25 protein-coding genes are annotated in these 25,881 nt (G+C 68.9%); 7 read left to right on the top strand and 18 right to left on the bottom strand.

Features of this window, described 5'->3' with window-relative positions:
* Positions 1-384: 384 nt before the first annotated feature.
* The 4 genes from ACWEIJ_RS34735 to ACWEIJ_RS34720 all read right to left on the bottom strand — a co-directional run bounded on the left by ACWEIJ_RS34735 (position 385) and on the right by ACWEIJ_RS34720 (position 4,088).
* Complete coding sequence (locus tag ACWEIJ_RS34735; RefSeq protein ID WP_355440404.1) at positions 385-897, bottom strand: ATP-binding protein; 513 nt, start codon at positions 895-897, stop codon at positions 385-387.
* A gap of 200 nt (positions 898-1,097) precedes the next feature.
* Positions 1,098-1,721 (bottom strand): DUF4360 domain-containing protein, encoded by a 624-nt coding sequence (locus ACWEIJ_RS34730; protein WP_449841480.1) that lies wholly within the window; start codon positions 1,719-1,721, stop codon positions 1,098-1,100.
* A 424-nt stretch (positions 1,722-2,145) separates the two neighbouring features.
* The gene (locus ACWEIJ_RS34725; protein WP_449841479.1) at positions 2,146-3,426 is read right to left on the bottom strand and encodes an ATP-binding protein; all 1,281 of its coding nucleotides are present in this window, start codon (positions 3,424-3,426) and stop codon (positions 2,146-2,148) included.
* Positions 3,423-4,088 (bottom strand): response regulator transcription factor, encoded by a 666-nt coding sequence (locus ACWEIJ_RS34720; RefSeq protein WP_449841478.1) that lies wholly within the window; start codon positions 4,086-4,088, stop codon positions 3,423-3,425. The genes ACWEIJ_RS34725 and ACWEIJ_RS34720 overlap by 4 nt, the downstream gene beginning before the upstream one ends.
* Positions 4,089-4,113: 25 nt before the next feature.
* On the opposite strand from ACWEIJ_RS34720, the gene ACWEIJ_RS34715 reads away from it, so the two are divergent.
* On the top strand, positions 4,114-4,626 hold the full coding sequence (locus ACWEIJ_RS34715) for a hypothetical protein (protein ID WP_449841477.1): 513 nt from the start codon (positions 4,114-4,116) through the stop codon (positions 4,624-4,626).
* A gap of 3 nt (positions 4,627-4,629) precedes the next feature.
* On the opposite strand, the gene ACWEIJ_RS34710 is transcribed toward ACWEIJ_RS34715, so the two are convergent.
* The 3 genes from ACWEIJ_RS34710 to ACWEIJ_RS34700 all read right to left on the bottom strand — a co-directional run bounded on the left by ACWEIJ_RS34710 (position 4,630) and on the right by ACWEIJ_RS34700 (position 7,915).
* On the bottom strand, positions 4,630-5,823 hold the full coding sequence (locus ACWEIJ_RS34710) for a glycoside hydrolase family 88 protein (RefSeq protein WP_449841476.1): 1,194 nt from the start codon (positions 5,821-5,823) through the stop codon (positions 4,630-4,632).
* 108 nt (positions 5,824-5,931) lie between these two features.
* Positions 5,932-6,870, bottom strand: coding sequence for a GNAT family N-acetyltransferase (locus ACWEIJ_RS34705; protein WP_449841475.1), 939 nt, complete (start codon positions 6,868-6,870; stop codon positions 5,932-5,934).
* A gap of 61 nt (positions 6,871-6,931) precedes the next feature.
* Positions 6,932-7,915 carry an alkaline phosphatase family protein gene (locus ACWEIJ_RS34700; protein WP_449841474.1) on the bottom strand — a complete coding sequence of 328 codons (984 nt, stop codon included), beginning with the start codon at positions 7,913-7,915 and terminating at the stop codon, positions 6,932-6,934.
* Positions 7,916-8,024: 109 nt separating this feature from the next.
* On the opposite strand from ACWEIJ_RS34700, the gene ACWEIJ_RS34695 reads away from it, so the two are divergent.
* A complete protein-coding gene (locus ACWEIJ_RS34695) occupies positions 8,025-8,909 on the top strand; it encodes a Ppx/GppA phosphatase family protein (RefSeq protein WP_449841473.1) in 885 nt (294 codons plus the stop codon).
* Positions 8,910-8,912: 3 nt separating this feature from the next.
* On the opposite strand, the gene ACWEIJ_RS34690 is transcribed toward ACWEIJ_RS34695, so the two are convergent.
* On the bottom strand, positions 8,913-9,263 hold the full coding sequence (locus ACWEIJ_RS34690) for an STAS domain-containing protein (RefSeq protein WP_449841472.1): 351 nt from the start codon (positions 9,261-9,263) through the stop codon (positions 8,913-8,915).
* A gap of 128 nt (positions 9,264-9,391) precedes the next feature.
* On the opposite strand from ACWEIJ_RS34690, the gene ACWEIJ_RS34685 reads away from it, so the two are divergent.
* Positions 9,392-9,622 (top strand): hypothetical protein, encoded by a 231-nt coding sequence (locus ACWEIJ_RS34685; protein WP_355440434.1) that lies wholly within the window; start codon positions 9,392-9,394, stop codon positions 9,620-9,622.
* 7 nt (positions 9,623-9,629) lie between these two features.
* On the opposite strand, the gene ACWEIJ_RS34680 is transcribed toward ACWEIJ_RS34685, so the two are convergent.
* Both ACWEIJ_RS34680 and ACWEIJ_RS34675 read right to left on the bottom strand, forming a co-directional pair.
* The gene (locus tag ACWEIJ_RS34680; RefSeq protein ID WP_449841471.1) at positions 9,630-9,860 is read right to left on the bottom strand and encodes a DUF6480 family protein; all 231 of its coding nucleotides are present in this window, start codon (positions 9,858-9,860) and stop codon (positions 9,630-9,632) included.
* 20 nt (positions 9,861-9,880) lie between these two features.
* Positions 9,881-10,276: an ATP-binding protein gene (locus ACWEIJ_RS34675; protein ID WP_449841470.1), complete on the bottom strand. Its 396-nt coding sequence runs from the start codon at positions 10,274-10,276 to the stop codon at positions 9,881-9,883.
* Between the two features lie 95 nt (positions 10,277-10,371).
* On the opposite strand from ACWEIJ_RS34675, the gene ACWEIJ_RS34670 reads away from it, so the two are divergent.
* Complete coding sequence (locus ACWEIJ_RS34670) at positions 10,372-10,740, top strand: STAS domain-containing protein (RefSeq protein ID WP_449841469.1); 369 nt, start codon at positions 10,372-10,374, stop codon at positions 10,738-10,740.
* Here ACWEIJ_RS34670 and ACWEIJ_RS34665 read toward each other — a convergent pair.
* Positions 10,713-14,861: a HAMP domain-containing protein gene (locus ACWEIJ_RS34665; protein ID WP_449841468.1), complete on the bottom strand. Its 4,149-nt coding sequence runs from the start codon at positions 14,859-14,861 to the stop codon at positions 10,713-10,715. The two genes, ACWEIJ_RS34670 and ACWEIJ_RS34665, sit on opposite strands and share 28 nt — an antisense overlap.
* 131 nt (positions 14,862-14,992) lie before the next feature.
* Between ACWEIJ_RS34665 and ACWEIJ_RS34660 the strand changes: the two genes are divergently transcribed.
* The gene (locus ACWEIJ_RS34660) at positions 14,993-16,378 is read left to right on the top strand and encodes a PP2C family protein-serine/threonine phosphatase (protein ID WP_449841467.1); all 1,386 of its coding nucleotides are present in this window, start codon (positions 14,993-14,995) and stop codon (positions 16,376-16,378) included.
* Positions 16,379-16,440: 62 nt separating this feature from the next.
* Here the strand turns inward: ACWEIJ_RS34660 and ACWEIJ_RS34655 are convergent, their stop codons facing one another.
* The 3 genes from ACWEIJ_RS34655 to ACWEIJ_RS34645 form a co-directional block, all read right to left on the bottom strand.
* A complete protein-coding gene (locus ACWEIJ_RS34655) occupies positions 16,441-16,959 on the bottom strand; it encodes an RICIN domain-containing protein (RefSeq protein WP_449841466.1) in 519 nt (172 codons plus the stop codon).
* Between the two features lie 79 nt (positions 16,960-17,038).
* Entirely contained in the window at positions 17,039-17,647 is a 609-nt protein-coding gene (locus ACWEIJ_RS34650) for an alpha-ketoglutarate-dependent dioxygenase AlkB (protein ID WP_449841465.1), read from the bottom strand.
* A gap of 27 nt (positions 17,648-17,674) precedes the next feature.
* A complete protein-coding gene (locus ACWEIJ_RS34645; protein ID WP_449841464.1) occupies positions 17,675-18,220 on the bottom strand; it encodes a TetR/AcrR family transcriptional regulator in 546 nt (181 codons plus the stop codon).
* A gap of 49 nt (positions 18,221-18,269) precedes the next feature.
* Here ACWEIJ_RS34645 and ACWEIJ_RS34640 point away from each other — a divergent pair, with 49 nt between their 5' ends.
* Positions 18,270-19,868 carry an AMP-dependent synthetase/ligase gene (locus ACWEIJ_RS34640; RefSeq protein WP_449841463.1) on the top strand — a complete coding sequence of 533 codons (1,599 nt, stop codon included), beginning with the start codon at positions 18,270-18,272 and terminating at the stop codon, positions 19,866-19,868.
* Positions 19,869-19,906: 38 nt separating this feature from the next.
* The gene (locus tag ACWEIJ_RS34635; protein ID WP_449841462.1) at positions 19,907-20,272 is read left to right on the top strand and encodes a YrdB family protein; all 366 of its coding nucleotides are present in this window, start codon (positions 19,907-19,909) and stop codon (positions 20,270-20,272) included.
* Positions 20,273-20,350: 78 nt separating this feature from the next.
* Here ACWEIJ_RS34635 and ilvD read toward each other — a convergent pair whose 3' ends face one another.
* From ilvD to ACWEIJ_RS34615, 4 genes are all read right to left on the bottom strand, one after another.
* On the bottom strand, positions 20,351-22,030 hold the full coding sequence (gene ilvD / locus ACWEIJ_RS34630; RefSeq protein ID WP_449841461.1) for a dihydroxy-acid dehydratase: 1,680 nt from the start codon (positions 22,028-22,030) through the stop codon (positions 20,351-20,353).
* Positions 22,031-22,050: 20 nt separating this feature from the next.
* Positions 22,051-23,223, bottom strand: a complete 1,173-nt coding sequence (locus tag ACWEIJ_RS34625) for an alginate lyase family protein (RefSeq protein ID WP_449841460.1) — start codon at positions 23,221-23,223, stop codon at positions 22,051-22,053.
* 144 nt (positions 23,224-23,367) lie between these two features.
* Positions 23,368-24,822 (bottom strand): DUF1996 domain-containing protein, encoded by a 1,455-nt coding sequence (locus ACWEIJ_RS34620; RefSeq protein ID WP_449841459.1) that lies wholly within the window; start codon positions 24,820-24,822, stop codon positions 23,368-23,370.
* Between the two features lie 86 nt (positions 24,823-24,908).
* A complete protein-coding gene (locus ACWEIJ_RS34615) occupies positions 24,909-25,808 on the bottom strand; it encodes a DUF4142 domain-containing protein (protein ID WP_449841458.1) in 900 nt (299 codons plus the stop codon).
* Positions 25,809-25,881 lie beyond the last annotated feature (73 nt).

Here is a 25,881-nt window from a genome sequence, read left to right as displayed (position 1 = left end):
AGACCGTATCGGAAAGGGTGTTAATGGACGTCCGCCAACCAGAGCAACATTGGGTCGCGTCGGCTCAAGTCAATGTGCTGAGGCCATTTGTCACTATTTGTGGTCAATCGGTCACCGTACTGATGGGCGAGCCGGAAGCGTCGTCGGTGAATTGCCGTCCGTACCGAAAGAACGCCATTCAGGAACGCTGTGGTCGGAACGCCGCGCAGAATGTAACAGGCCCAGGCGGGCGTAACGCCGTCCGGGCCGGGGAACTCAATTGGTGAAGTGTCCACAATTGTGAACCCGCTGATGCGACAAAGGCGCGTCCACCGTTGGACGCGCCCTTGCGGGTGAAACTCGAACTACACCGGTTCATCGATGTCCTGCCGATGGGACGGCCGGCTACCTCTGTGGTCCGCCGCCCATCGAGCCGCCGAGGCCGAAGAGGATGCGCTGGATGAGCTCGGGATCGACGTCCGGCTCGTCGCCCAGCGCCTCGGCCGCGGGGGAGCGGCGCTTCTCGCGCCGGGGCAGCGGCACGGCGTTCGCGTTGACGCCGGTCGGCAGCGGCAGCTCGCACCAGATCAGCTTGACCCCGCCACCGAGCTGCAGCTCGCCGGTGCGCAGGTCGGGAGAGGTCGGCGGCATCGTGAAGCGGGCCGCTTCGAGCTCGACGACCAGGTAGTCGCCGCTCAACCGCAGACGCAGCGTGATCAGGCGCGACGTCTTGGGATCGGCGGACTCGATCGCCGCTTCGACGAGCGCGCACGCGACGCTGGAGCAGTCGTCCACCATGTTCCGCAGGCGCCACTCGCCGAGTGTGAAGCGGACGAACAGATCTGCGCAGTTCACCGCGGTGGGCAGCGCGATGAGTGTCAGGTCGTCGACCTGTGCAGTCTGGGCGTTCACCGGCATGCAGCCTCCGTTCGCGTGCGGCGCGCGATCCATCGACGGTCACCCGAATGGCCGTCGCGGTGTGCGGGAATCTACATGGGTATACGCGGGAAGCAATGCCCTGGTTGACTCACCCGTCAAAAGTCACGACCCGGTCACGGCGAGACGCCCCGGCGCTCACTCTGGGTAGAACGCCGGGAGCGCTCTGTGACCAACTCGGCTCAGCATCGCTTCCAGGCGAACTGGTAGCGGGTGTTGACGCTGCCGTCGGTCGAGTCCATGGACACGAACGCCGGCTGGTTCGAGCTGTTCGTGAACACGCGGACCTCGGTGTTCACGTTGAGGTTGCGCACCATGCCGCAGGGCGCGTAGACGATCTCCGCGACCTCGGTCGAGTCGGTGAACTGCCAGTTGTCGACCTTGGGGCCGGGGATGTCGTGCGACTTCGTGCCGGTGGAGGACGAACCGGAGAAGTAGTAACTGGCGCGTTGCATGCCCTTCGCGCCTCTGGGTAACGACGCGAACCCGCGGTAGTCGGCCTTCGCGATCCCGAAGGTGAAGCCCTGCGGGTAGTGCACGCGAAGGTTCAGCTGGCAGTTCTTGCGGAAGTCGGTCGGAGCCGATCCGGAACCGGCCTGCGCGGTGTAGTCGCTGTAGGTGACCGTGAATGCCGTGTTGTCGTCCGCGACCGCGACGGCGGCTGTTCCGGCGGGGCAACCGGAACCGTTGACCGTCACCACGTCGACGGTGATTTTGCCGGGGGGAACGACATCCGCGGTGCTCGGCGCCTCGGGGGCGACGAGGAGCGACAGTGCCAAACTCGTAGCTGCCATCACACTGAGCATGAGGCGCCTTTCATTTCGGGGGATCGGGATGGCGGCGTGACGGTGACGTTATCTTAAATAGACTTAAGGGGTGGACAGCCGACCGGGCGAACTTAAATATATTTAAAACGGATTAATCGTCTGAACGGTGGATTGGCGACGGCGCGCGGTCGGCTAACTTCGTGACAGATCGCGAAAAACGATCAACACGGACCACCTGAATACGCCGGTCCCCACACCTGGCGCCGAGAGCCCCGGCTGATCCACCTCGTTACACCGGTGTGGGAAGGCAAGCGCGCACTGCTCATCGGGTTCCTCCCTCCTGCTCGGAACTCGGTGGTGCGGCAGCGGTGCAGCGCAGCCGGCCGGTGCCCGCCGGCGGTGTCGGACCCGTCCCACGGTCCGCGCCGCCGGCGGTGTTCTTTCCGGCCCCGAACCAGGGGTCCTAGAGCCTCCGGAGCCTCATTTGCACGCGTGCCCCGCCCAGAGGCCCGCGGTCGACGTGGAGAGAGCCACCCGTGCTTTCCGCGGCGCGGCGGGCGATGTCGAGCCCCAGCCCGGTGGATCCGCCACCGCTGGCGCCGCGTTGCAACGCGTGCTCGACGTCGGTGATGCCGGGACCGGCGTCCTCGACCACGAGCGCCACCAGATCGGCCTGGTGCACCAGCGTCACGGCGAACCGCGTGCCCTCCGGCGTGTAGCGGAAGACGTTGCCCAGCAACGAGTCCAGCGCGGCGGTGAGGTCGGTGCGGGCCAGCGGCACGTGCGCGGGCTTGTCCGCGCCGCGGATCGTCCACGGCCGTTCCTGGTCGTCGGCGAGCGCGGACCAGAACACCAGCCGGTCGCGCACGACGCCCGCCACGTCCACCCCGGTGTCGTCGGGCTGCAGACCGGACCGGGCCGCCTTGATGATCTCGTCGACCTCCCTCTCCAGGCCCTGGACGGCCTCGCGGACGCGATCCGCACCCGGACCCCTGCCGAGGGTGTCCGCGTCCAGCAGGAGCGCCGTGAGAGGCGTTCTGAGGCGGTGCGAGAGATCGGCGACCACTTCCCGTTCGGCGGCGACGAGGTGCCGGACGCGTTCGGCCATGGCGTTGAACGCCTTGCCGACCTCCTTGATCTCCGGCGGCCCCTTCACCGGTACGCGGGCGGAGAGGTCGCCGTGCCCCATCCGTCGCGCCCCCTCGGCCAGCGCGCGAGTGGCCTTCACCGCACGCGCACCGAGCCGGTCGGCCGCGAACACCGACACGGCGACGAGCCCGATCGCGACACCGGCCAGCGCCCACCACGTGCCGAGCACGCCGTGGGTCAGCTCTTCGTGCGGCACGAACGCCTCGACGATCACGATCCCGTTCGCGCTGGTGGCCAGCGGTTGCAGGTAGACCACGCCGTCGGGCCGCTCCAGCGTGGACGCCGTCGCGAGGTTCTGGGCGTCCTGCAGGTTGGCGGCGGTGATGTGCGACGTGCCGTACGTGGCCGACGGTGCGCTGACGTGCACGGCCAGCCGCTGCTGGCCGCCGTAGCGGGTGCTCCTGATCGCCTGCCGGATCTCCTGCGGCTTGCGGGTGATCAGCAAGGCCGGGGTGAGCGCGTTGGCCTGCTTCTCCGCCTCGCTGAGCGCGCGCTGGTACGCCGAGGTCTTGACGACGATCGCGAGCGGGATCAGGAAGGCCAGCGCCACCATGCTGGTCGCCGCGAGAGCGACCAGCACCAGTGACCGCCTCATCTCGGTGCGACCAGACGCACGCCGACCCCGCGCACCGTGTGCAGGTAACGCGGCTGCGCGGCCCGTTCGCCGAGCTTGCGGCGCAGCCACGACAGGTGGACGTCGAGCGTCTGGTCGTCGCGGGTGGACGGCCACAGGTTCGCCAGGATCTCCGCGCGCGGGACGACCTCGCCCGAGCGCGCCGCGAGGTACGAGAGCAGTTCGAACTCCTTGTGCGTCAACGAGAGCTCCCGTCCGTCCACAGTGGCCCTGCGGAGGCTGGTGTCGATCTCCAGCCCTCCGACGACGAGCTGCCTGCGGTCGCGCGCCCTGCGGAGCACGGCCTGCAGCCGCGCTTCGAGGTGCTCGCTGGAGAACGGTTTGACGAGGTAGTCGTCGGCGCCCGCGTTGAGCAGGCGGATGATCTCCGCCTCGTCGTCGCGGGCGGTCGCGATCACCACGGGGGTGTTCGTGACGCCCCGGATCATCCGCAGCGCGTCGCCGCCGTCGAGGTCGGGCAGCCCGAGGTCGAGCACCACGACGTCGTAGGTGTTGGCGGTGACTTCGCGCAAAGCCTCGATCGCGAGCGCGACACCGTGCACGATGTGGCCCTGGCCGGTGAGAGCCCGCGTGATCGCCGCTCGCACCACGGGGTCGTCCTCGACCAGCAGTACTGATGCCATGAGTCGCTACAGGAGGGTCGTCGCGGTGAGACGGTCGGTCGGATACCTGCTCGCGTGGGCGGTGGTGACCGCGGTCGCCGTCGGCCTGTCGTGGTTCGGCATCCGCTCGGCCATGGAACCGGCGCCCGTCGCCGCCCTGGAGGCCACGACGGGGCCGGGTGGTGTGTTGCCGATGCCGACCGTCACGCCGATCGGCACGCCCTCGTCGTCCACCAGGCCTCCTGTGGTCAGCTCGTCTGTTCCGGCTCCTCCCAGTAGTACGGATGGAGGTGCGTCCCCGGCTCAACTCCAGGAGGGGGAATGGCAGGCGGACGGCTCCTACGTCCACGCCTTCCACCTGCGGGGCGGTGACGTGGTCGTGCGCTACCGGCCGCAGGGCGTGGAGGCCATGTCGGCCACGCCGTCCGACGGCTGGTCGGTCGCCGTCGAACAACCCGGTGGCCCGCTGGTGGTCAACTTCCGCACCACCGCCGGGCGGTTGTCCAGGCTGGAAGCGACCTGGAGCAACGGCCCGACGGCGAGGGTGGTCGAGAAATGATCCCTACAACCCGATGGCCCTGGCGATCTGCGCCGGTTTGAGGACGCGGAGGATCGCCTCGAAGAGGTAGTAGTCGCCGTAGGGGAGGGAGACCTCCACGCCGTCCTCCGACGGGCGGTTGCGGGTGCCGCGGGCCAGGATCGCCTCGGCGCGGGTGGAATTGGTGGTCAGGCACGTGCCGGCCAGGCCGTCGAGGATCTTCAGCGCGCGGTCGCGGTAGCGGCCGGAGCCGGTCGCCCTGGCCAGGTCCAGCAGGCCGCACGCCATGATCGCGCCCGCGGACGAGTCCTTGACGTCGTTGATGCCCAACGGGGAACGGTAGTCCCACACCGGCACGTGGTCGGGCGTCAGCACGGACAACGCGTAGTCGGCCATCTTGCGCGCGGTGTCGCGGAACTCGCGCAGGCCCGTGCGGCGGTACATCGTCGTGAAGCCGTAGATGCCCCACGCCTGGCCGCGCGACCAGCACGAGGTCGGGCTGTAGCCCTGCACGGTGTTCTGGCCGATCGGCGCGCCCGTGTCCGGGTCGAAGTCGAACACGTGCGGCGTCGAGCCGTCGGCCCGCAGGAAGTTCGCCTGAGTGGTTCTGGCGTGGGCGGTCGCGATGTCGAGGAACCTGCGGTCGCCGGTCTGCTCGGTGGCGAACGCGAGCAGGTCCAGGTTCATCATCGTGTCCATGATCACGCGGCCCGCGTTGCCCGGCGTGCCGAGCTTGCCCCACGCGCGGATGAACCTGCCGGCCGCGTTCCAGCGCAGGATCAGCGTGTTCGCCGCGTCGATCGCGCCGTCCCGCCACTTCGGGTCGCCGGTGAGCCGGTACGCGGTGACCCACGACGGGTAGAACAGGAACCCCAGGTCGTGGTCGCGCGCGTCGAGCCGGCGCGGCGCCAGCCGGTCGTTCGCGGCCTCGGCCAGCGCGCGGAACCCGGCGTCGCCGCTGTCGAGGTGCGCGAGCCACAGCGTGCCCGGCCAGAAACCGCCGACCCAGCCACCGTCGGCGACGTAGGTCCACTTCTCGAAGCGGGTGATCTCCGGGAACGACGTGATGCCCGGTGCGACCGCTTTCAGCTTGGCCAGGCCGTGGTCGAGCGCTCCGCGGAGCTTCGCGGGGGAGGCGCCGGCTTTCGCGGTACCGGTTCCCATGACCAGAGGAGTGGCCGCGGCAGACGCCAGCAGGGTGCGTCGAGACAGATTCACGAGACCGTCCAGTCCCTTTCGTGTCCTTGCGCCCAGCCTCACCCTGTCAGAACGCGCGGCATTCTGACAACAATTCACAAGGATGAACAATTTGTTGCGAATGGTGTTTCAGGTGCGGATCAGCGCGGCGTCGAGAGGGCGCGGGCTCAGGCCGTGCCGCTGGTTGAAGACCCCGTTGCCGAGGCCGCCCTCCAGCACGCGCTTGCCCAGCCGGACCGCGAGTTTGACCGACTCGGCGAACAGGACGCCGTACGGGCTGTAGTTGCCGTCGACCGCGTAGTCGACGCCGCACGTCCAGGTGTGCAGGCGGGTGGAGTCGGCGAGGCAGACGCCGGCCGCGACGAGCCTGTCGTGCTGCCGGACCTCGATCACGTGCGCGAGATCGCCGAGTCCGCGCACGAACGCGGCGAAGGTCAGGTCGGGGTGGAAGCCGTTGTTCTCGAAGCGGGACGCGGTCTTGGTGCACAGCAGCAGGAACTCCTCGAGCGCGGCGTGCTCGACCGGGACCACTTCGATGGTGACACCGGCTTCCCGCGATCTTCGCTCGTTGCGTCTGAGGTTCGCTCTCGCGCGCTGGCTCAGCCGCGCGAGGTAGTGCTCGTAGTCGGTGACGCCGCCCAGGTCCGCGGTCCACCTGTCGAGCAGGTGCCGCGCGGGCAGCCCGTTCGCGCGCAGCGACTGCGAGAGCGCGCTGCCGCGCTGGACGTTCACGAACCCGCACCACCGCGCCCGGAAGACCGACGCGGTCCTGATCATCGCGTCCAGCAGGCGCGGCAGGACCTCGGTCGTGGCCGGCACGTGCGCGTCGTAGCAGTGCCAGACGTGGCTCAGCAGCGCGGGCTGGTCGCGTGCCTCGGGATAGGCCGTGCGGAGGCAGCGCAACGGAGCCGCGGCCGTCTGGAGGTAGGCGGGCGTCACCGCGACGGGCTTCTCGCCGTCCCGCACGACGAAATAGGCGAACGCGTCGACGTCCGTCAGCGGCGTCTGTTCGTACGCGCGGAGGTACGCGTGTTCGTAGAACACCGGAGCGCCGCTCTCGCGGACCACGAAATTCCAATCGGCAGCATCGATTTCCCTTATGGAGCTCGAAAATTCGACGCGCACCCGCTCACTCTACGGTCTGCCAGACCGCGCAGGGAACGTCGATCTCCTCCCGGCTCAGGCCGCCGTGCTCGTAGGCCACCGAGGGGTCCGGGATCGGGAACCGCGGTGACGCCGCCACGGCCACGACCGGACCGGCCTCCGGCTGCGGCAGCCCGAGGTCGGTGGCGTGGTGCACGGTCGCGGTGGCGCCCAGAGTCGTTGCCACGCGGTCGAAAACGGCCTCCAGCCGGTCCTGCCTCGGGTAGAGCCAGCGCAGCCGGCCCGCGCCGCCGGACGGGAGCTCGCACTCCTCGCGCACGATCTCCTCCCAGGCCTCGACGAGGTCCGGGTCGGGATCGACGGGCACCAGGCCGTGGTCCGAATGCGCGACGACCGTCCAACCCTGTGCGGCCCAACGGGAAGCGTGCGCGTCGAGCCGCAGCATCGCCTCGTGCGCGGACTCGTCGTAGCCGTGGCGGTGCACGTGGTCGTCGATGTTGACGTAGGTCCAGAGGAACCGCGAGTCCGGCAGCGCCTTGTCCAGATCGGCCACGACGTTGGCGACGAGCAGCGGCGGATCCTCCGCCTGAGCGGTGAGTTTGTGCCGGGGTGGCGCGGGTATCCGGGTGCAGCCGCGCAGGAGGGCCTGGGCCCAGGTTCCCTCCAGCAGGTCGAGTTCGCGAGCCAGCACGGTGGCGCCGTGCCGTTGCAGAACGGTCGGCAGCTCCGGGATCTCCGGTGCGCCGTTGACGGCGTGCACGAGTCCGGATCCGTTGCGGTACACCGTTCCCGGCACGCGGTGGACGTCGGCCGGGACACCGGTCAACGCGGTCAGCCACGCCGTCGCGGACGTGGTCGGCACGGTGGAGGAAAGCGTGGAAACGGAGGCCGACAGCCAGGATTGTTCGGCCACGTCCGATGAGAGCCCGTCCACGGCCAGGACTATTACGCCGCGGTTCGCCGATTTCACCGCGTGGTCGAGCCGGGAAGGGATCTCTGCCAGGGACATCGGGGCACTGTAACGCATCTCATTACGTCAAGTTGCCCTGATCGGGTGCAAAGACTCGCACAATGGTGACCGATGAAGTAAAGGGAAGTTGAGAGAAGGAAGGTGGCGGATGTCGGTCGGTGTTCTGGACGTCGGGTGCTTCAGCGCTCACCTGGTCGTCGTGGAACGAGACCTGATGCGGCCGCTGGTGTCCCACAAGGTCCGGCTGCGGCTGGACCGCGAGCTGGATTCCAAGGGGGCCATCAGCCGCGTCGGCATCGAGTCGTTGTGCGCGGCTGTGCTGGCCGCGCGGAAGACGGCCGGCGACGTGCCCTTCCTGCCGTTCGCGACGTCGTCGGTGAGGGACAGCGCGAACGTCGACGAGGTGATGCGCAAGGTGCACAGACGCACCGGCGTCGAGCTGAAGGTGTTGTCCGGCAAGGAAGAAGCACGCTACTCCTACACCGCGGCCCGGCACTGGTTCGGCTGGAGCGCGGGCCCCATGGTCGTGCTGGACGTCGGCGGTGGCACCGTGGAGCTGGCTTCCGGCTCCGGTGCGGAACCCGACCGCGCGGTCTCCTTGCCTTTGGGCGCAAGGACTTTGACCCGCGCCGGACTGACCGTGCAGGACATGCGCGCCGAGGTCCTGCACAAGATCGCGAAGGCCTTCCCGCCCGGTGAGAGCGCTCGCGCCGTCGGCTGCTCCAAGGTGTTCGAGCAACTGGCCCGGCTCGCTGGAGCGCGCACCGGCACCTATGTGCCGCGGCAGCTGAAGCTCAAGGACCTGGAGAAGTGGATCCCGCGCCTGGCGAAGCTGTCGGTGCGCGAACGCGCCGCTCTGCCGGGGATCTCCCGGCACCGGGCCCAGCAGTCGTTGGCGGGCGCGGTGGTCGCGGAAGCGCTGATGCGGGTCGCGGGACACGACGTCGTGGACATTTCGCCGTGGTCCACCAAAGAGGGCCTGCTGCTGGACCTGGTGGAGCGTTCGCGCGGCAGACGCGAATCGGCGGCTTGAGCGCTAACAGGCGCTGAGCGCGGTGACGGCGTCGTCGACGTCGTTGAACAAGAGCAGCAACTGGTCGACGGCCGTCATTGCCAAGGGGCGCAACACAACTCGCGTGTCGCTGACGACGCCGAACTTGATGCCGAGCTCGTCGGCCTGGGCCTGAGTCTCCACGAGCGTGCGGATGCCCTCCGACCCGAAGAAGCGCACTCCCCGCAGATCGATGACCAACGCGGGCGGCTTGCGGTCGAGCAGCTGGGCGAGGTTGTTCGTCACCGGCCGCGACGACATCATGTCGATCTCGCCGGTGAGCGCGACGATCGGAATGGACTGGACGTAGGTAGTTCTCTGGCGAAGTTGGTTCATTAGGACTCCCGTCCGCACCGACCGTACGCGCCTTCGGGGGAGCACCACAAGCCGAGCCGGTTTTCGCCAGGCCACGTCGGGTACACGCCGAGTGACCCCCAGAAACCCCTGACAGACGAGGAGGAGCCGTGTCGACCACGGAGACCGGTCAGATCACGGGTACGAAGGACAAGGACTACAACATCCTCTGGTTCACCGAGGCGTGTCTCGACAACGCGCTGCGGCTGGAGACCTACATCTCCGACGCCGAGCGCGACGGGGACACCGAGCTCGCGGAGTTCTTCCGCAAGGCGCAGAACGAGAGCCAGAAGGGTGCCGAGCAGGGCAAGGCGCTGCTCGCGTCGCGCCTCGCCAAGTAGCGAGCAGCTAGTGCAAGAGGAACGCCTGAGTCAGCAGCATCGCGGCGACGAACGCGGCGGCCACGAGGATCAGCGCGATCACCACGCGTCCCGTGGCCGCTTTCGGCGGAGCGGGCTCGCGGTGGGAAACACCTGAGGTCTGTCCGGATTCGGGCGGTGTGTCTCCCGGCCGCACCCCGCCACCGGGCTCCAGTCCAGGAGTGCTCATCGGGTCGGGATCGGGCGGTGTGGCTGTCATACCGGGTCAGGTACCCGTTCTCAGCCTTCCAACTCGGCCCACACGACTTTGCCCCGCCCGTCCGGCGTCGTCCCCCAACGCGCGCTCAGCGCCTGCACGAGCTGCATGCCGCGGCCGCGCGCCGAGCTCGGGTCCACGGGTCTCACCTGAGGTTGCTTCGACGACTCGTCGTGCACCTCGACGAGCATGCCGCCCGGTCTGCGGCTCACCGTCAATGTGATCAGTCCCTCACCGTGGTCGATGCCGTTCGACACCAGCTCCGTCACGACGAGCTGCGCGTCGTCGGCCAGGTCTTCGGACAACTCCCACGAGGTGGCGGCGTCGCGCACCACCTGACGTGCACGAGCGCACGACCCGCCCTCCGCGGACAGAGTCACCCGCACCTCAGCCAGTGGGTCGTTCAGCACAAGGCGCATCGTCGCACATCCAGCCCCCCGTTCGGATCTTTCAGCCCCCCGGTGGTCGCACGTCCTGCCGCCGTGCTGCACGATTTGGGGCGCACGAGTCGGGCGTGGCGGAAGGAACGGCGACGATGGAGCTCAACGTCGGCAGCGAGGTCCAGCAGGGGTGGCGCGTGCTCGCGGTCGCCGGTGAGCTGGACATCGACACCGTCCCTGTGCTGGCGGCACGGCTGGACGCCGACGTCACCAGCGCGCGCGCCGTGCTGGACCTGTCCGGTCTGCAGTTCATGGACTCGACCGGACTGGCCCTCGTCCTCGAGTGGCACCGCAAGCTCACCGACGCCGGGGGGCAGCTGCGCATCGCGGCCACCCAGCCGCCGGTGAAGCGGCTGTTCGACCTCGCGGACGTCACTGGGGTGCTGAGCCTGCACGAGACGGTGGACGCCGCCGTTCAGGCCTCCGCGGACACCCCGAGGTAGTAGGCGATCAGCCTGATCAGGTGCTCGGTGTCCACCGGTTTGGTCACGTAGTCGGTGGCGCCGGACGCCAGTGACTTCTCCCGGTCGCCCTTCATCGCCTTGGCGGTGACGGCGATGACCGGCAGGTCCGCGTAGCGCTCCATCGCGCGGATGGCCGAGATCGTCGCGTTGCCGTCCAGCTCCGGCATCATGATGTCCATCAGCACGATCGCCACGTCGTCGTACTGCTCCAGCGCGCGCACGCCCGTGATGCCGTTGTCCGCGTAGATCGCTTCGAGCCCGTGCAGCTCCAGCACGCTCGTCAGCGCGAAGACGTTGCGCAGGTCGTCGTCCACGACCAGGACCTTCTCGCCGTGGAACCGGATCGTGCCGGATGCCGCGAGCACCGGGGCCGGCGTCACGATCGGCGTGGGTTCGGGCACCACGAAGGCGTCGGTGACGACCTTGCCCAGCGGCAGGCACAGCGTGAACGTCGAACCGATGCCCGGCTCCGACCGCACCCGCAACGCGCCGTTGAGCAGCTGGGCCAGCTCGCGGCTGATCGACAGGCCCAGGCCCGTGCCGCCGTACTTGCGCGACGTCGTGCCGTCGGCCTGCTGGAACGCCTCGAAGATGACGGCGAGCTTCTCGGCCGGGATGCCGATGCCCGTGTCGTGCACGTCGAACGCCACCGTGGACGCGTCGTCCATGCGCACGTGCAGCCGGATGCCGCCGTCGTGGGTGAACTTGACGGCGTTGGAGAGCAGGTTGCGCAGGATCTGCTGCAGGCGGTGCTCGTCGGTGCGCAGCGTCTCCGGCACGTCCGGGTCGACCCTGACCGAGAACTCCAGGTTCTTCTCGGCGGTCAGCGGCAGGCACAGCGTCTCGACGTAGCGGACCAGCTCGTCCACCCGGACCGGGTCCTCGTGCACGGTCATGTGACCGGCCTCGACCTTGGTCAGGTCGAGGATGTCGTTGATCAGCTGCAGCAGGTCGGAACCGGACGAGTGGATCGTGCGGGCGAACTCCACCTGCTTGGCGTTGAGGTTGCCGTCGAGGTTGTCCGCGAGCAGCTTGGCCAGGATGAGCAGCGAGTTCAACGGCGTGCGCAGCTCGTGCGACATGTTCGCCATGAACTCGGACTTGTACTTCGACGCGGTCTGCAGCTGCCGCGCGCGGTCCTCCAGCTCCTCCGAACCGGCCCTCAGCTCCGCGGTGAGGCGCTGTGACTCGACCAGCAGGGCGTCGGTGCGCGAGTTGGCGAGCATCGTGTTCACGTTGACGCCGATGGCCTCCTTGAGCTGGTCGAGGAGGTCGAGGTGGACCTCGGTGAACTCGTTCAGCGAGGCCAGCTCGATCACGCCGAGCGTCTCGCCCTGGAACAGGATCGGCAGGATCACCAGGTTGACCGGCGCTGATTCGCCCAGAGCGGACGACACGGTCAGGTAGCCGCCGGGCACGTCGGTGACCAGGATCGTCTTCTTCTCCAGCGCGGACTGCCCGACCAGCGACTCGCCCATGGCCAGCCGGGTGGCGCGGGCGGCGTCGAGGCGGAAGCCGTAGGACGCCGTGAGCTCCAGCGTCTGCTTGGCGTCGTCGTCCTCCTGGATCTGGAAGAACGCGCCGTGGTGGGCGCTGACCAGCGGCGTCAGCTCGCTCATGATCAACGACGCGAGCGCGCGCAGGTCGCGGTGACCCTGCATCAGACCGGAGAGCCGCGCCAGGTTCGTCTTCAACCAGTACTGCTCGCGGTTCGCGCGGGTCGTCTCCTTCAGGTTCGCGATCATCTGGTTGACGTTGTCCTTGAGCTCGGCGAGCTCACCGGACGCGTCGACGGTGATCTGCCTGGTCAGGTCACCCGCGGTCACCGCGGTGGCGACGGCGGCGATCGCGCGGACCTGGGTGGTCAGGTTCGACGCCAGCTGGTTCACGTTGTCGGTCAGCTTCGACCACGTGCCGGCCACGCCGTCGACCTCGGCCTGACCGCCGAGCTTGCCCTCGGTGCCGACCTCGCGGGCGACGCGGGTGACCTCGTCGGCGAACGACGACAGCTGGTCGACCATCGTGTTGATCGTGGTCTTGAGCTCCAGGATCTCGCCGCGGGCCGAGACGTCGATCTTCTTCGTCAGGTCGCCCTGGGCCACCGCGGTGGTGACCTGGGCGATGTTGCGGACCTGGTTGGTCAGGTTGTCCGCCATGAAGTTCACCGAGTCGGTGAGGTCCTTCCACGTGCCCGCCACGCCGGACACGCGCGCCTGGCCGCCCAGGATGCCCTCGGTGCCGACCTCGCGGGCGACGCGGGTGACCTCGTCACCGAACGCGCGCAGCGTGTCGACCATGCCGTTCAGCGTCTCGGCGAGGGCCGCGACCTCGCCCTTCGCCTCGACGGTGATCTTCTTCGAGAGGTCGCCGCTCGCGACGGCGGTGGCGACGGCGGCGATGTTGCGGACCTGGTTGGTCAGGTTGTCCGCCATCAGGTTGACGTTCTCGGTCAGGTCCTTCCACGTGCCGGCGACGCCCTGCACGCGGGCCTGACCGCCCAGCCGGCCGTCCGTGCCGACCTCGCGGGCGACGCGGGTGACCTCCTCGGCGAACGAGGACAGCTGGTCCACCATCGTGTTCAAAGTGGACTTCAGTTCGAGGATCTCGCCGCGCGCGTCGACGGTGATCTTCTGCGACAGGTCGCCGTTGGCCACCGCCGTGGCGACGTGCGCGATGTTGCGGACCTGGTTGGTCAGGTTGTTCGCCATGAAGTTGACGTTGTCGGTCAGGTCGCGCCAGGTGCCGGCGACGCCGGGGACCTGGGCCTGACCGCCGAGCCGGCCGTCCGTGCCGACCTCGCGGGCGACGCGGGTGACCTCCTCGGCGAACGACGAGAGCTGGTCGACCATCGTGTTGATCGTGGTCTTCAGTTCGAGGATCTCGCCGCGCGCGTCGATGGTGATCTTCTGGGTCAGGTCGCCGCGCGCGATGGCGGTGGTGACCTGGGCGATGTTGCGGACCTGGGTCGTCAGGTTGTTCGCCATGACGTTCACCGAGTCGGTCAGGTCGCGCCAGGTGCCGGCGACGCCGGGGACCTGGGCCTGACCGCCGAGCCGGCCGTCCGAACCGACCTCGCGGGCCACGCGGGTGACCTCGGCGGCGAACGAGCTGAGCTGGTCGACCATCGTGTTGATGGTGGACTTGAGCTCCAGGATCTCGCCGCGCGCGTCGACGGTGATCTTCTGGGTCAGGTCGCCCTGCGCCACCGCCGTGGTGACCTGGGCGATGTTGCGGACCTGCGTGGTGAGGTTCTCCGCCATGAAGTTCACGTTGTCGGTGAGGTCGCGCCACGTGCCGCCGACGCCGGGCACCTTCGCCTGGCCGCCGAGCTTGCCGTCCGTGCCGACCTCGCGGGCGACGCGGGTGACCTCGTCGGCGAACGAGCTGAGCTGGTCGACCATGGTGTTCAGCGTGTTCTTGAGCTCCAGCATCTCGCCGGAGACGTCGACCGTGATCTTCTGGGTCAGGTCGCCGTTGGCCACCGCCGTCGCGACCTGGGCGATGTTGCGGACCTGGTTGGTCAGGTTGTTCGCCATCGAGTTGACGTTGTCGGTCAGGTCGCGCCACGTGCCGGCGACGCCCGGAACCTTCGCCTGACCGCCCAGGCGGCCGTCCGTGCCGACCTCGCGGGCCACGCGGGTGACTTCGTCCGCAAAGGACGAGAGCTGGTCGACCAGGCCGTTCACCGTGGACCCGAGCGTGGCGAACTCACCGCGCAGCGTCTGGTCCGACATGCGCTTGGTCAGGTCGCCCTCGGCGACGGCGGCGAGCACGCGGCTCAGCTCGGTCGTCGGCCGCATCAGGTCCTCGACCAGGCCGTTCACCGAGTCCGCGATCAGCGACCAGCCACCGGCCGTGCCCGCGGGCGCCACCCGCTCGGTGAGCCTGCCCTCCTGGCCGACCGCCTGGCGGACCCTGCCGAGCTCACCGGCGAGCCACTGGTTGCGCTCCGCGATCTCGTTGAACACGTCCGCGAGGGCGGACACGGGACCGTTGCCCGGCACCACCAGCCTGCGGCGGAAGTTGCCGTCACGCAGGTCTCTCATCGCCGAGAGAACCCTCTCGAGGGTCGCGTCCGTCTCTTCGTTGACCGTGGTCACTCCAAGCCTCCGTGCCTCGGTGGTCGCAGCCAAGCCTGCCACGTTAGGTTGGGAGCGAGGTAACTTGATGCCGCGATGCACGCCAACTACCCGCAGGAGGCCGTGATGACCCGGCCACAGGACTCCGGCGGATGAGCAGCGCCGTGGGGATCGACCTGGACGGCTGGCAACGCCTGGTGGACGGGCTGCGCGAAGCCGTTCTCGTCGTGGACCCCGCCGGAGTGGTGCGCGTGCGCAACGCGGCGGCCGCCGACCGGTTCCCCCGGCTGTGCCTCGGCGAGCACTTCGACGTGCACGTGGCGGGCCGTCAGCACGACCTCGGCGAGGGCTGGAGTGCCTGGTACTTCACGGACTCCGCGCTCGACCACGCCCATCTGCGGCTGGCGGGCGGCACCTCGCGGCAGACCACGCTGAAGACCATCGTGCAGCTCGCCGCGGAGCTGCTGGGGGAGCACTGCGTCGCCGTCGTGCCCGCCACGCGCGATCGCCTGGAGTGGTGGCGCTGCGGCGGCGGTGAGCCCACGGTCACCCGCACGCCGCGCCGGGCCTCGGTGCTGTCCGAGGTCCTCACCGGCACGTCGACGTTGACGAGGATCACCTCTTTGGGTGACGGCAGCTGGGGCGTCCCCGACGACTTCGGCTCCGCGCTGGCCGTGCCGCTCGGCGTCGGTGGCGCGCTGGTCGTGCTGCGGCGCGGTGACTTCGCGCCGAACGACGTCGAGCGCGTCCGGTTGTTCGGCAAGCACGCGGCGGTGGCGCTGGAGTCGGCGTCGCGGCTCACCGAGCAGCAGCGGATGATCGACGTGCTGCGCTCGGCGCTGCTGCCGTTGCCGCTGCCGGAGTTGCGCGGGGTGGCGATGGGGTCGGTGTTCATCCCGGCCCACCAGCGCGCCCTGGTCGGCGGCGACTTCTACGACGTGCACCCGCGCACGGACGGCTCGGCGACGTTCGCGCTCGGCGACGTCTGCGGCCACGGCCTGGAAGCCGCGGTCCACAGTGGACGGGTGCGGCAGTCGCTGCAGGCGCTCTCGCTCGTCGAGACGAACCCGGTGCGGTTGCTGCACCTGCTGAACACCTCGTTGCGCGCCACCGGGTCCAAGCTCTTCACCACGATCGTCGTCGGCGAGCTGGTGCCGTTGCCGGACGGGGGAGTGCGGCTGTCGCTCGCCTCCGGCGGGCATCCGGCGCCGCTCGTCCTGCGCGCCGACGGGTCGGTGCACGAGGTGAGCGCGGTCGGGGCGATCGTCGGCATCCTGTCCGACGTCCGGTTCCACGGCGAACAGGTGACGCTCGCCCCCGGCGACACGCTGGTGCTCTACTCCGACGGTTTCACCGAGGCCCGCGCGCACGCCGACCGCACCGAGCTGTTCGGGGAGCAGCGGCTGCGGGCCGTGCTGAAGGAGTGCAAGGGGATGTCGGCGGAGGAGATCGCGCGGCACTGCGAGGACGCCGTGCTGAAGTGGCTCGACCGCGACGACCACGACGACCTCGCGTTGCTGGCCGTCCAGGCCGTGTGACTGAATTTCCCGGATTCCGCCGCGGAGGAATCCGGGAAATTCGGTGCGTCAGCCGATGACGACTACTGGGTCGGTTCGGCGTGCCAGTGCGACGCGGAGCTGTCGCTGCAGAACTGGACACCGATCGGAGTGCCGTTCTTCACCGTGTTCGGAATCAGCGCGACGCAAAGGCCGCTGACGGACTGCAGCCAGAGCCGTCCCGCCGACGCGTCCGGCGCCCACCGCCAGAGCTCGCTCGACCGGCCGTCGCAGTTCTCCTGCGTCAGCTGGGCGTTCAGTCCGTGCTCGGCCATGCAGAACCCGTGCTCGTGCACCACGAGGTTGAAGAAGCCGCTGGAGTTGGTGTTGCGCACCCCCCAGTGCTGGTTGTGGCTGTTGCTGTCGTGGCCGCAGTCCCACTCGTGCAGGACTCCGCCGGCGACGGCCGAGTGCCCGGCGACGTCGATGCACTTGTCCGTGCGGTCGTTGACGAGGATCTGGAAGTCGGGCTCGCTCGCGTACGCCGAAGCGGTCCACGACACGAGGCTGAGTGCCGTTGCCGCGAATGCGGTGGCGAATCGAACGATGACGCGTTTGGCCATTTTCGCTCCAATACTCGGACGTGAAGATGACCTTCGCAGCCGCCGTCTGCAACTCGTCGACAAACGGTCGACAAAGGGCTCAGCGGACCCCGTGCGGGCGGAACTGCACGCTGATCCGCGGGCCCACGGCCTTCGCGGTCTTGGGGATGGCGTGTTCCCAGGTGCGTTGACACGATCCGCCCATGACGAGCAGGTCTCCGTGCCCCAGCGCGTACCTGTGCGTCTCACCGCCGCCGCGCGGCCGCAGCAGCAACGCGCGTGGCGTGCCGACGCTCAGGATCGCGACCATCGTGTCCTCGGTCTGGCCGCGGCCGATGGTGTCGCCGTGCCACGCCACGCTGTCGCGGCCGTCGCGGTAGTAGCACAGGCCCGCGGTCGTGAACGGTTCCTTCAGCTCGGGCAGGTAGTGCCGGCTGAGCAGGTCGCGGGCGGTGGTCAGCACGTCGAACGGCAGTGCGCCGGGGTAGAAGCAGAGCAGGCGCGGCACGTCGACCACGTTGTCGTACATCTGCCGGCGTTCGGCTCGCCACGGCACCTCGGCCACGAGCTGGTCGAACAGCGCGTCGGCGCCGCAGAGCCAGCCCGGCTGCACGTCGATCCACGCGCCGTGGCCGAGCTCGGTGCGGCGCGGGGCCAGCGGAGCCAGTTCCGGTTCCGCGTCGAGGTCGAACAGCGATCCCTGGCGCATGGATCGCAGCATAATCGAACACGTGTTCTACCGCTGAGGTCTGAGCACGGCCTGCACCGCGTCCGCGACCAGCTCGCGCGCCTCGGCCAGGTCGAACACCCCGAGCAGGAACCGGCGCACCGACTCGTGCGCCGGACCCATCACCACGGGCTCCAGCGCCCACGGCGGGACCTCGCGCAGCTCGCCGGTGGCCATGCGGGCCAGGAACCACGCCAGCACCGGCGCGAACTCCGCCTGCTTGGCCTGCGGGTCGGCGTGGTCTGGCGCGGCGTACAGGAACCGGGCGCGGCTGGGGTTCGCCATGACCCAGTCCAGGTAGCGCAGCGCGAGGTCCCTGACCGCCTCGACGGCCGGGCGGTCGTCCAGCGCGGGTCGCATGGCCGCGACGCAGCGGCCGTAGCTGTCGGCGTAGAGCTGCGCGAACACGCCCGCACGGCTGCCGAAGTGGTGGTAGATGCTGCCGTTCGACATGCCGGATCGCTCGGTCAGTGCTGCGATCGTCACGGCGTCGAGGCCGCCCTCGTCGACGAGCTGGAGTGCCGCGTCGAGGAGGGACTGTCTTCGGTCGGCCATGACGGTTAGAGTACCGCTCTGGAGCAACGCTCCAGAGAAGGGAAGAGCAATGGCGCTGTCGATCCCCGGCCTGCTGCGCGACCGGGTCGCCCGCACGCCCGACGCCGAGGCGATGCGGTTCCGCGACCACGGCGGCTGGGCCTCGCTCACGTGGGCGCAGCTGGAGGAACGGGTCGCGCGCGAGGCGTTCGGGCTGCGCGCGAAGGGCCTGCGCAAGGGCGATCGCGTCGCCCTGATGGGTGGCACCAGCATCGAGTGGATCATCACCGACCTCGCGGTGCTCGCCGCCGGTGGCGCCACCACCACGATCTACCCGAACAGCACCGCGGGCGAGGTCGCGCACATCGTCGGCGACTCCGGCAGCCGCATCGTGGTCGTGCAGACCGACGAGCACGCGAGCCTCATGCCCGGCGACGTCGAGGTGCTCCGGTTCGGCGCGGTCCCGCAGGCCGGCGGCGACTACGACGCGTTGATCGGCGAGCTCGGACCGGACGACCTCGCCACCCTGATCTACACCTCGGGCACCACCGGCACGCCCAAGGGCGTCGAGCTCACCCACGACAACTGGCTGACGACGGCGGAAGCCGTTGCGTCACTGGGCATTCTGCAGCCGAGCGACCTGCACTTCCTGTGGCTGCCGCTGTCGCACGCGTTCGGCAAGGTGCTGACGATGGCGATGATCGCCGCGGGCGTGCCCACCGCCGTCGACGGGTCGGTCGAGCGGATCGTGGACAACCTCGGCGAGCTGCGGCCGACGATCGTGGCCGCCGCGCCGCGCATCTTCGAGAAGATCCACGGCCGGATCGTCGCGGGAGCGCGCGAAAAGGGCGGGCTCGCGTTCCGGATCTTCCGGTGGGCCGACCGCGACCACGGTCCCGCGACCCGCTGGCTGGCCGATCGCCTGGTGTACCGCAAGCTGCGCGACCGCGTGGGCGGGCGGATCCGGTACTTCGTGTCGGGCTCGGCACCGCTGGCCCGGGAGATCGCGGAGTTCTTCGAGCGCGCCGGGATCACGATCCTGGAGGGCTACGGCCTGACCGAGTCCTCCGCGGCGACGTTCTTCAACCGGCCGGGCATGATCCGGATCGGCACGGTCGGGCCGCCGATCCCCGGCATGGAGGTCAAGATCGCCGGCGACGGCGAGGTGCTGCTGCGCGGCCCCGGCGTCATGCGCGGCTACCACAACCGCCCGGAAGCCACCGCCGAGACGCTGGTCGACGGCTGGCTGCACACCGGCGACATCGGCGAGCTCGACGACGCGGGCCGGTTGAAGATCACCGACCGCAAGAAGGAACTGATCAAGACCTCGGGCGGCAAGTACGTGGCGCCCACCCGGATCGAGAGCATGATCAACGCGGCGTCGCCGTACATCAGCAACGTGATCGTGCACGGCGACCGCCGCAAGTACTGCGTCGCGCTGGTGACGCTCGACCCGGACACCGCGTCCGGACTCGCCGACGCCGAGGCCGAGGTCGAGCACGCGATCAAGACCGTCAACGCCCAGCTGGCGCGGCACGAGACGATCAAGCGGTTCGCCGTGCTGGAGCACGACTTCAGCGTCGAGGACGGGTTGCTGACCGCGTCGCTGAAACCGCGCCGCCGGGAGATCGAGAAGCGCTACGCCGACGTGCTGGACGGCCTTTATTGACGCCGTGACCGTTGCCCGGTGCCCGTAGGCTCGGCGCCATGACAACCGAGTCCGCGCACCCGCGGCGAACCGCGAGCTTCGTGCTGGCGATCCGTTTCCTCACCGAGCTCGCGCTGCTCGCGGGCCTCGCGGTGGCGGGCGCACGTCTCGGTGGCACCACGTTGTTCAGCGTTCTCGGCGGAGTGCTGGCGCCGGTGGTGGCGGCGACGATCTGGGGCCTGGCGATCGCCCCGCGGGCCAAGCGCCGCCTGGTGGAACCGACTCGTTTCGTGCTGGAGTTCATCCTCTTCTCGGCGGCCGGGGCCGCGCTGGCGGCGTCCGGCCTGCCGGTGGCGGGCATCGTGCTCGCGGTCGCCGGAATCGGTTTCGCGGTGCTGACCCGCATCTTCGCCAAGGACGGCTGATCCCGCCGGGCTCGGCTGAGCACGCCTCATCCGCACCTGCCCGCTGACAGTGTCCGCGGGCAGGTGCCGCCTGGGTCACTAGTCGCAGACCGCGCCGCGCGACGCCGAGCCGACCAGCTTGGCGTACTTGGCGAGCACACCGCGTTCGTACCGCGGCGGCAGCGGAGCCCAGCCCTCCTTCCGGCTCTCCAGGTCCGCGTCCACGTCGAGCGTGCCCTCCGCGACGTTCAGCGTGATCCGGTCGCCGTCGCGGACGAACGCGATCGGCCCGCCGTCGACCGCCTCCGGTGCCACGTGGCCCACGCACAACCCCGTGGTGCCGCCGGAGAACCGGCCGTCGGTGAGCAGCAGGACGTCCTTGCCCAGGCCCGCGCCCTTGATCGCCGCGGTGATCGCGAGCATCTCGCGCATGCCCGGCCCGCCCTTGGGGCCCTCGTAGCGGATCACCACGACGTCGCCGGCGGTGATCGTGCCGTCTTCGAGGGCGTCCATCGCGGCGCGCTCGCGGTCGAACACCCGCGCGGTGCCGGTGAAGACGTCGGAGTCGAAGCCCGCCGACTTCACCACGGCGCCGTCCGGGGCCAGCGTGCCGCGCAGGATCGTGATGCCGCCGGTGTGGTGGATGGGCTTGTCCAGCGCGCGCAGGACCAGGCCGTCCGGGTCGGGCGGGGCGATGTCGGCGAGGTTCTCGGCGACCGTGCGGCCCGTGACGGTGAGGCAGTCGCCGTGCAGCAGACCGGCGTCCAGCAGGGCCTTCATCACCACGGGCACGCCGCCGATGCGGTCGACGTCGGTCATCACGTGCCGCCCGAACGGTTTCACGTCCGCGAGGTGCGGCACGCGCGCGCCGATGCGGCTGAAGTCGTCCAGGGTCAGGTCGACGCCGGCCTCGTGCGCGATCGCGAGCAGGTGCAGCACCGCGTTGGTGGAGCCGCCGAACGCCATGACGACGGCGATCGCGTTCTCGAACGCCTCGCGCGTCATGATCTGGCGGGCGGTGATGCCGCGCCGCAGCATCTCCACCACGGCCTGGCCCGAACGCCGTGCGAACCCGTCACGCCGCCGGTCGGTCGCCGGGGGAGCGGCGCTGCCGGGCAACGACATGCCCAGCGCCTCCGCCGCGCTGGCCATGGTGTTGGCCGTGTACATGCCACCGCACGCTCCCTCACCCGGGCAGATCGCGCGTTCGATCAGGTCGACGTCCTCGCGGCTCATCAACCCGCGCGCACAGGCCCCGACGGCCTCGAACGCGTCGATGATCGTGACCTCTTTTTCGGTGCCGTCGGTCAGCGTGACCCGGCCGGGCAGGATCGAGCCGGCGTAGAGGAACACCGAAGCCAGGTCGAGCCGTGCGGCCGCCATCAGCATGCCCGGCAACGACTTGTCGCACCCGGCCAGCAGCACCGAGCCGTCCAGGCGCTCGGCCTGCATCACCGTCTCGACGCTGTCGGCGATCACCTCGCGCGAGACCAGCGAGAAGTGCATGCCCTCGTGGCCCATCGAGATGCCGTCGGACACCGAGATCGTGCCGAACTCCAGCGGATATCCGCCGGCCGCGTGCACCCCGTCCTTCGACGCCTTGGCGAGGCGGTCCAGCGACAGGTTGCACGGCGTGATCTCGTTCCACGACGAGGCGACACCGATCTGCGGCTTCTCCCAGTCCTCGTCGCCCATGCCGACGGCCCGGAGCATCCCGCGCGCGGCGGTGCGCTCCAGGCCGTCGGTCACGTCGCGGCTGCGTGGCTTCACGTCTGTCATGCCACGCACGCTAGTCCCACCTAGGCGGGATTCGCCGCATGAGTCAGCGTCTCCCAGGCGACGAACAGGTTGTCCGTCCCCTGTGGACGCTGTGCCTCGGTGTACTGCCGGGTGTTCGCCATCGCGATGCCCAGCCGGGTGTTCAGGGCGTTGAAGCTGATCTCGGACGTCGGCCCGAGCGAACCGGACCTGGTGCCGCCGCACAGCCACGACGGCATCGGCTCGCCGTTCTGGTACTTGGTGTGCAGGCCCCACGCGTACCGCATGCGGTCCTTGATCTCACCCCAGATGTCCTGGCCCTGGTGCCGCGCGGTCTCGGCGAACTGCGCCGCGGCCGCCAGCCCGTAGCCGGTGTGCGTGAAGTCGCGGCAGGTCTCCTGGGCGAGCCCGTCGACGAACGTGGACTGGTCGTGCCAGTACGAGATGATCTCGGACCGGGTGTCGATGCCGCTGCCGGGCGGCGTCTTGGGCAAGGAGCCGTCCGAGGTCAGGTAGATGTACGCCGGGACGCGGGTGCGGAAGATGCCGACGGCCTTGTCGTAGGCGGTCCGGTCCTCCAGGAAGACGGCGATGCCCAGCGAGGCGTCCATCATGCTGAGCTCCCAGTTGCCGTTGGTGCCGGCCCGGCCGTTCTGGATCTCCGGCAGGTAGACGGTGCGCAGCATGGTCGCGAACCTGGCGCTGTTCGGCCAGTTCCCGTAGACGTGCTTCATGATCTCGGCGGCCTTCGGCCAGCTGCTGGCCGACCAGGCGGTCTGCAGCGGGGCGTTCGAGTTGGTGTGGTCGCGGATCGTGGCCGACCAGGCGTCCATGATCGCGATGGCCTTGGCCGCGTACCGGCTGTCGCGCGTGACGTACCAGGCCAGCGACAGGGTGTAGGCGGCGATGGCGTCTTCGCGCTCGTCGGTGCAGCCGTAGTTCGGGTTGGAGTAGGGCCCGCACTCCACGACGGCGCGCGGCTTCGGCGTGCGGTTCAGGTCGGCGTACTTCGACGCCATCATGCGGTCGTAGGCGAGCTTCCACGGCTGGGCGCCGGCCTGGACCTTGGCGCGCACGAAGTCGAGCTGCGGCCGGGAAACGACGACTCCCGGGTGGACGAACGTCGCCGGTGCCGCCGAGACGGACGAGCCGGTGACCGGTACTAGCAACGATGCCAGCAGTGCGATCAGCACCGCGCAGGAACGGGTGACCATGCCGCCAGTGTTGGTGGTCTATACCTTTGCCGTCAATGCTCCTCGGCGATGTTCACGTCGGTGAACAAACCTGAAGGCGGACAACGAGAATCCCCCGGTGCGCGGGAGGTGCACCGGGGGATTCTCGTCGCATTCAGAGCTGGGTCACTCCTTGCACTTCTTGCCGGAGTTCACGCAGTTGACCAGGCGGTTCATGATCTGCTGCGACATCACGTTCGCGAAGTCGTCGTGGTCGGAGAACGGGTTGTGCTTCTCCTCGGGGAACGAGTCGACCTTGTACTGGCCCTTCAGCTGGACGTCCCTGGGGATGTTGTAGGTCAGCGTGACCCGCAGCTGCGGAATGGCCTTGAAGCCCTTCGGGCACTTGCCGTTCCCGTCGGCGAAGGCGACGTGCTCGCGGTGCTTCGCCGAGTCGATGTTCTTGCCGTCCCAGCAGCCCGGGAAGTCGTGGATGCGCTTGACCTTCGAGCCCTGCGGGCAGATCGGGTACTTGTTGATCAGCACCTTGTCCTCGAAGCCGGAGCAGGTCCACGAGTCCTTGGCGTTCTTCGGGCCGTTCTGGCCGACCTTGGCGTCGCCGTACAGGATGCGCAGGAACTTCGGCATCGCGACGACCTTGCCGACCGGCGAACCGCGGAAGGTCAGGTCAGCGGACTCGACGCGCTGGATGTCACCGTCGTTGCCCTCGAGCTGGAGCTTGTCGTTGGGCTCGGGGTTGGCCTTCTTGGCCTTGTCCTCGGTGCCCTCGGCCTGCGCGTTGTCGCTGTTGTCGCCGCCGTTGTCGACGCCCTTGTTGTTCTGGTCCTTCAGCTTGCAGGCGGCGAGCGGGTTCAGGTCGGGGGCCTGCTGGCCCAGCCGGCTGAACGCCAGCATCATGCGGTTCAGGGCCGCGAAGCGCTTGTCCTTCAGCGGGCCGAGGACGGCGTTGTTGATGTCGCCGGCCTTGATGGTCTCGAGCCGCTTGTCCGCTTCGTCGATCTGCTTGTCGAGGTTGCCGAGCTCGCGGTCGATCTCCGCCTGCGCCTTGTCCGGGATGTCGTCGCCGAGGGCGGAGGCGACGTCGGGGCAGTCGACCCGCGGAGCGGCCTTGTCGGCCTTGTCCTGGTCCTTCTGCGCCTTGTCGTTCTTCTTCGGCGGGTTCTGCTTGCCCTTGTCCTTCTCGTCGTTCTTGTCGATGCGGACGACGGGCCAGAAGTACGCCGACTTGTCACCGTTCTTGCAGGTGGTGCCGGCCTTCACCAGCGACTTGTTGTTGGAGTCGGCGTTCGTGGACAGGTTGCCGACGTAGTCGTGCAGGTGCTGGGCACCGTTGCGGACGCCGGGCTGCGCGATGAAGTTGTCCGGGTTGAAGTGCTGATTCTCGTTCCGGCCGCAGTCGACCGTGAACGTACCCGTGGTGGCGCCGTTCTGCTGCTTTGGTTTCTTGACGTTCGGCTTCACCTTGGTGATGTCGACGAATTCTGACTTGTCGGCACCGTCGGCGAGCGCGGAGCCGTCGGAAGATCCGATTGCCACCACCGCGGCACCGCCTGCGACCAGGGCCATCGCCGCTGCGGCGGCGGTCAGCCAGATCGTGGATTTCCTCCGGTGAATAGCCATTTGCCACCTCGTGGTAGTCCGATAAAACGGCATGGTGAAGCTGACGGCGGTAAGCCGCTATCTTCGGGTTGAACCTGGGTGTGCGATTAGAACGAACGAGATTTCCGCCGTGTCGGTGTTTTCTTCTTCGATCGGGATATCACTCGCATCCCCACCAGCGCGAGCGCGAGCACCGCTATCGCACCGAAGAAGACACCGTTGTTCTCGCCGAACACGCCTTTCTCGGCGGTCCGGGTGAACTTGGTGCCGTCCGGCACGGTCGGGGTCACGCCATCGGTCGGGTTGGCTGTGGCGTTCGCGTTGTCCCCGGTCGGTTCCGGAGTCCCGGAGGCAGCCGTCGCCGGTGCGAGCGGCTGAGGGGATTCCAGACCGGCGAAGTCGACGCGACCGGTGTCCTCGATCACCTTGATGTGGTCGAAGACGGTGATCATCGCCTGCGTGGAGAGGATGCGGATGAGCTCGTTCTTGGTGCCCGCCCGGATCTGCGCGGCATAGGCGTACACCTTGCCGTGCGCCGCGCGGAGCCGGTTGGCGAAGACGGCGTCGAATTCGTCGCCGTTCGCCGCGTCCATCTCGGCCAGCCAGCTCTTCTGCTCATCGGTGGGCTCCGTGGGCAGCTCGTGGCCGAGCAGGAGACCTGCCCGGTTCACGACGCCGTCCAGCAGCGTGTGCCCCTCGATGAGGTGCTTGCTGGCTTCCTGGATCTTGGGCTGGTCCGGCCTCTTGGCCTTGCCCTTCTCGCCCGCGGGCTTCTCCCACAACCCGGCCTGCTTGACCCGGTCCATGAAGTCCCGGTCGGCAGGTCCGAGCGGACCCCACTGGGTCTGCACGACCTCGTCGCCCTTCCCGCCACTACCGGGCGGCGGGGTCGAGATTGGGGTCGACGGCGTGCTGGGCTGGCCGATCGCGCTCCCGGTGTTGAGCAGCACGGCCAGCACACAGCCGGCCAACGCGACGAGGAGTCGCGTCGGCGTTGCCAAGTCCATGGGGAGTCGCACGATCGGGACTACGGCCAGGAATGCGCACCCGCCTCAGTTCGAGACCCCGGCGTTATTGAAA

Source organism: Lentzea sp. NPDC004789, assembly GCF_053601075.1.
Note: the sequence above shows the minus strand (reverse complement) of the source record. Positions and strands in the feature narration are given on the sequence as shown.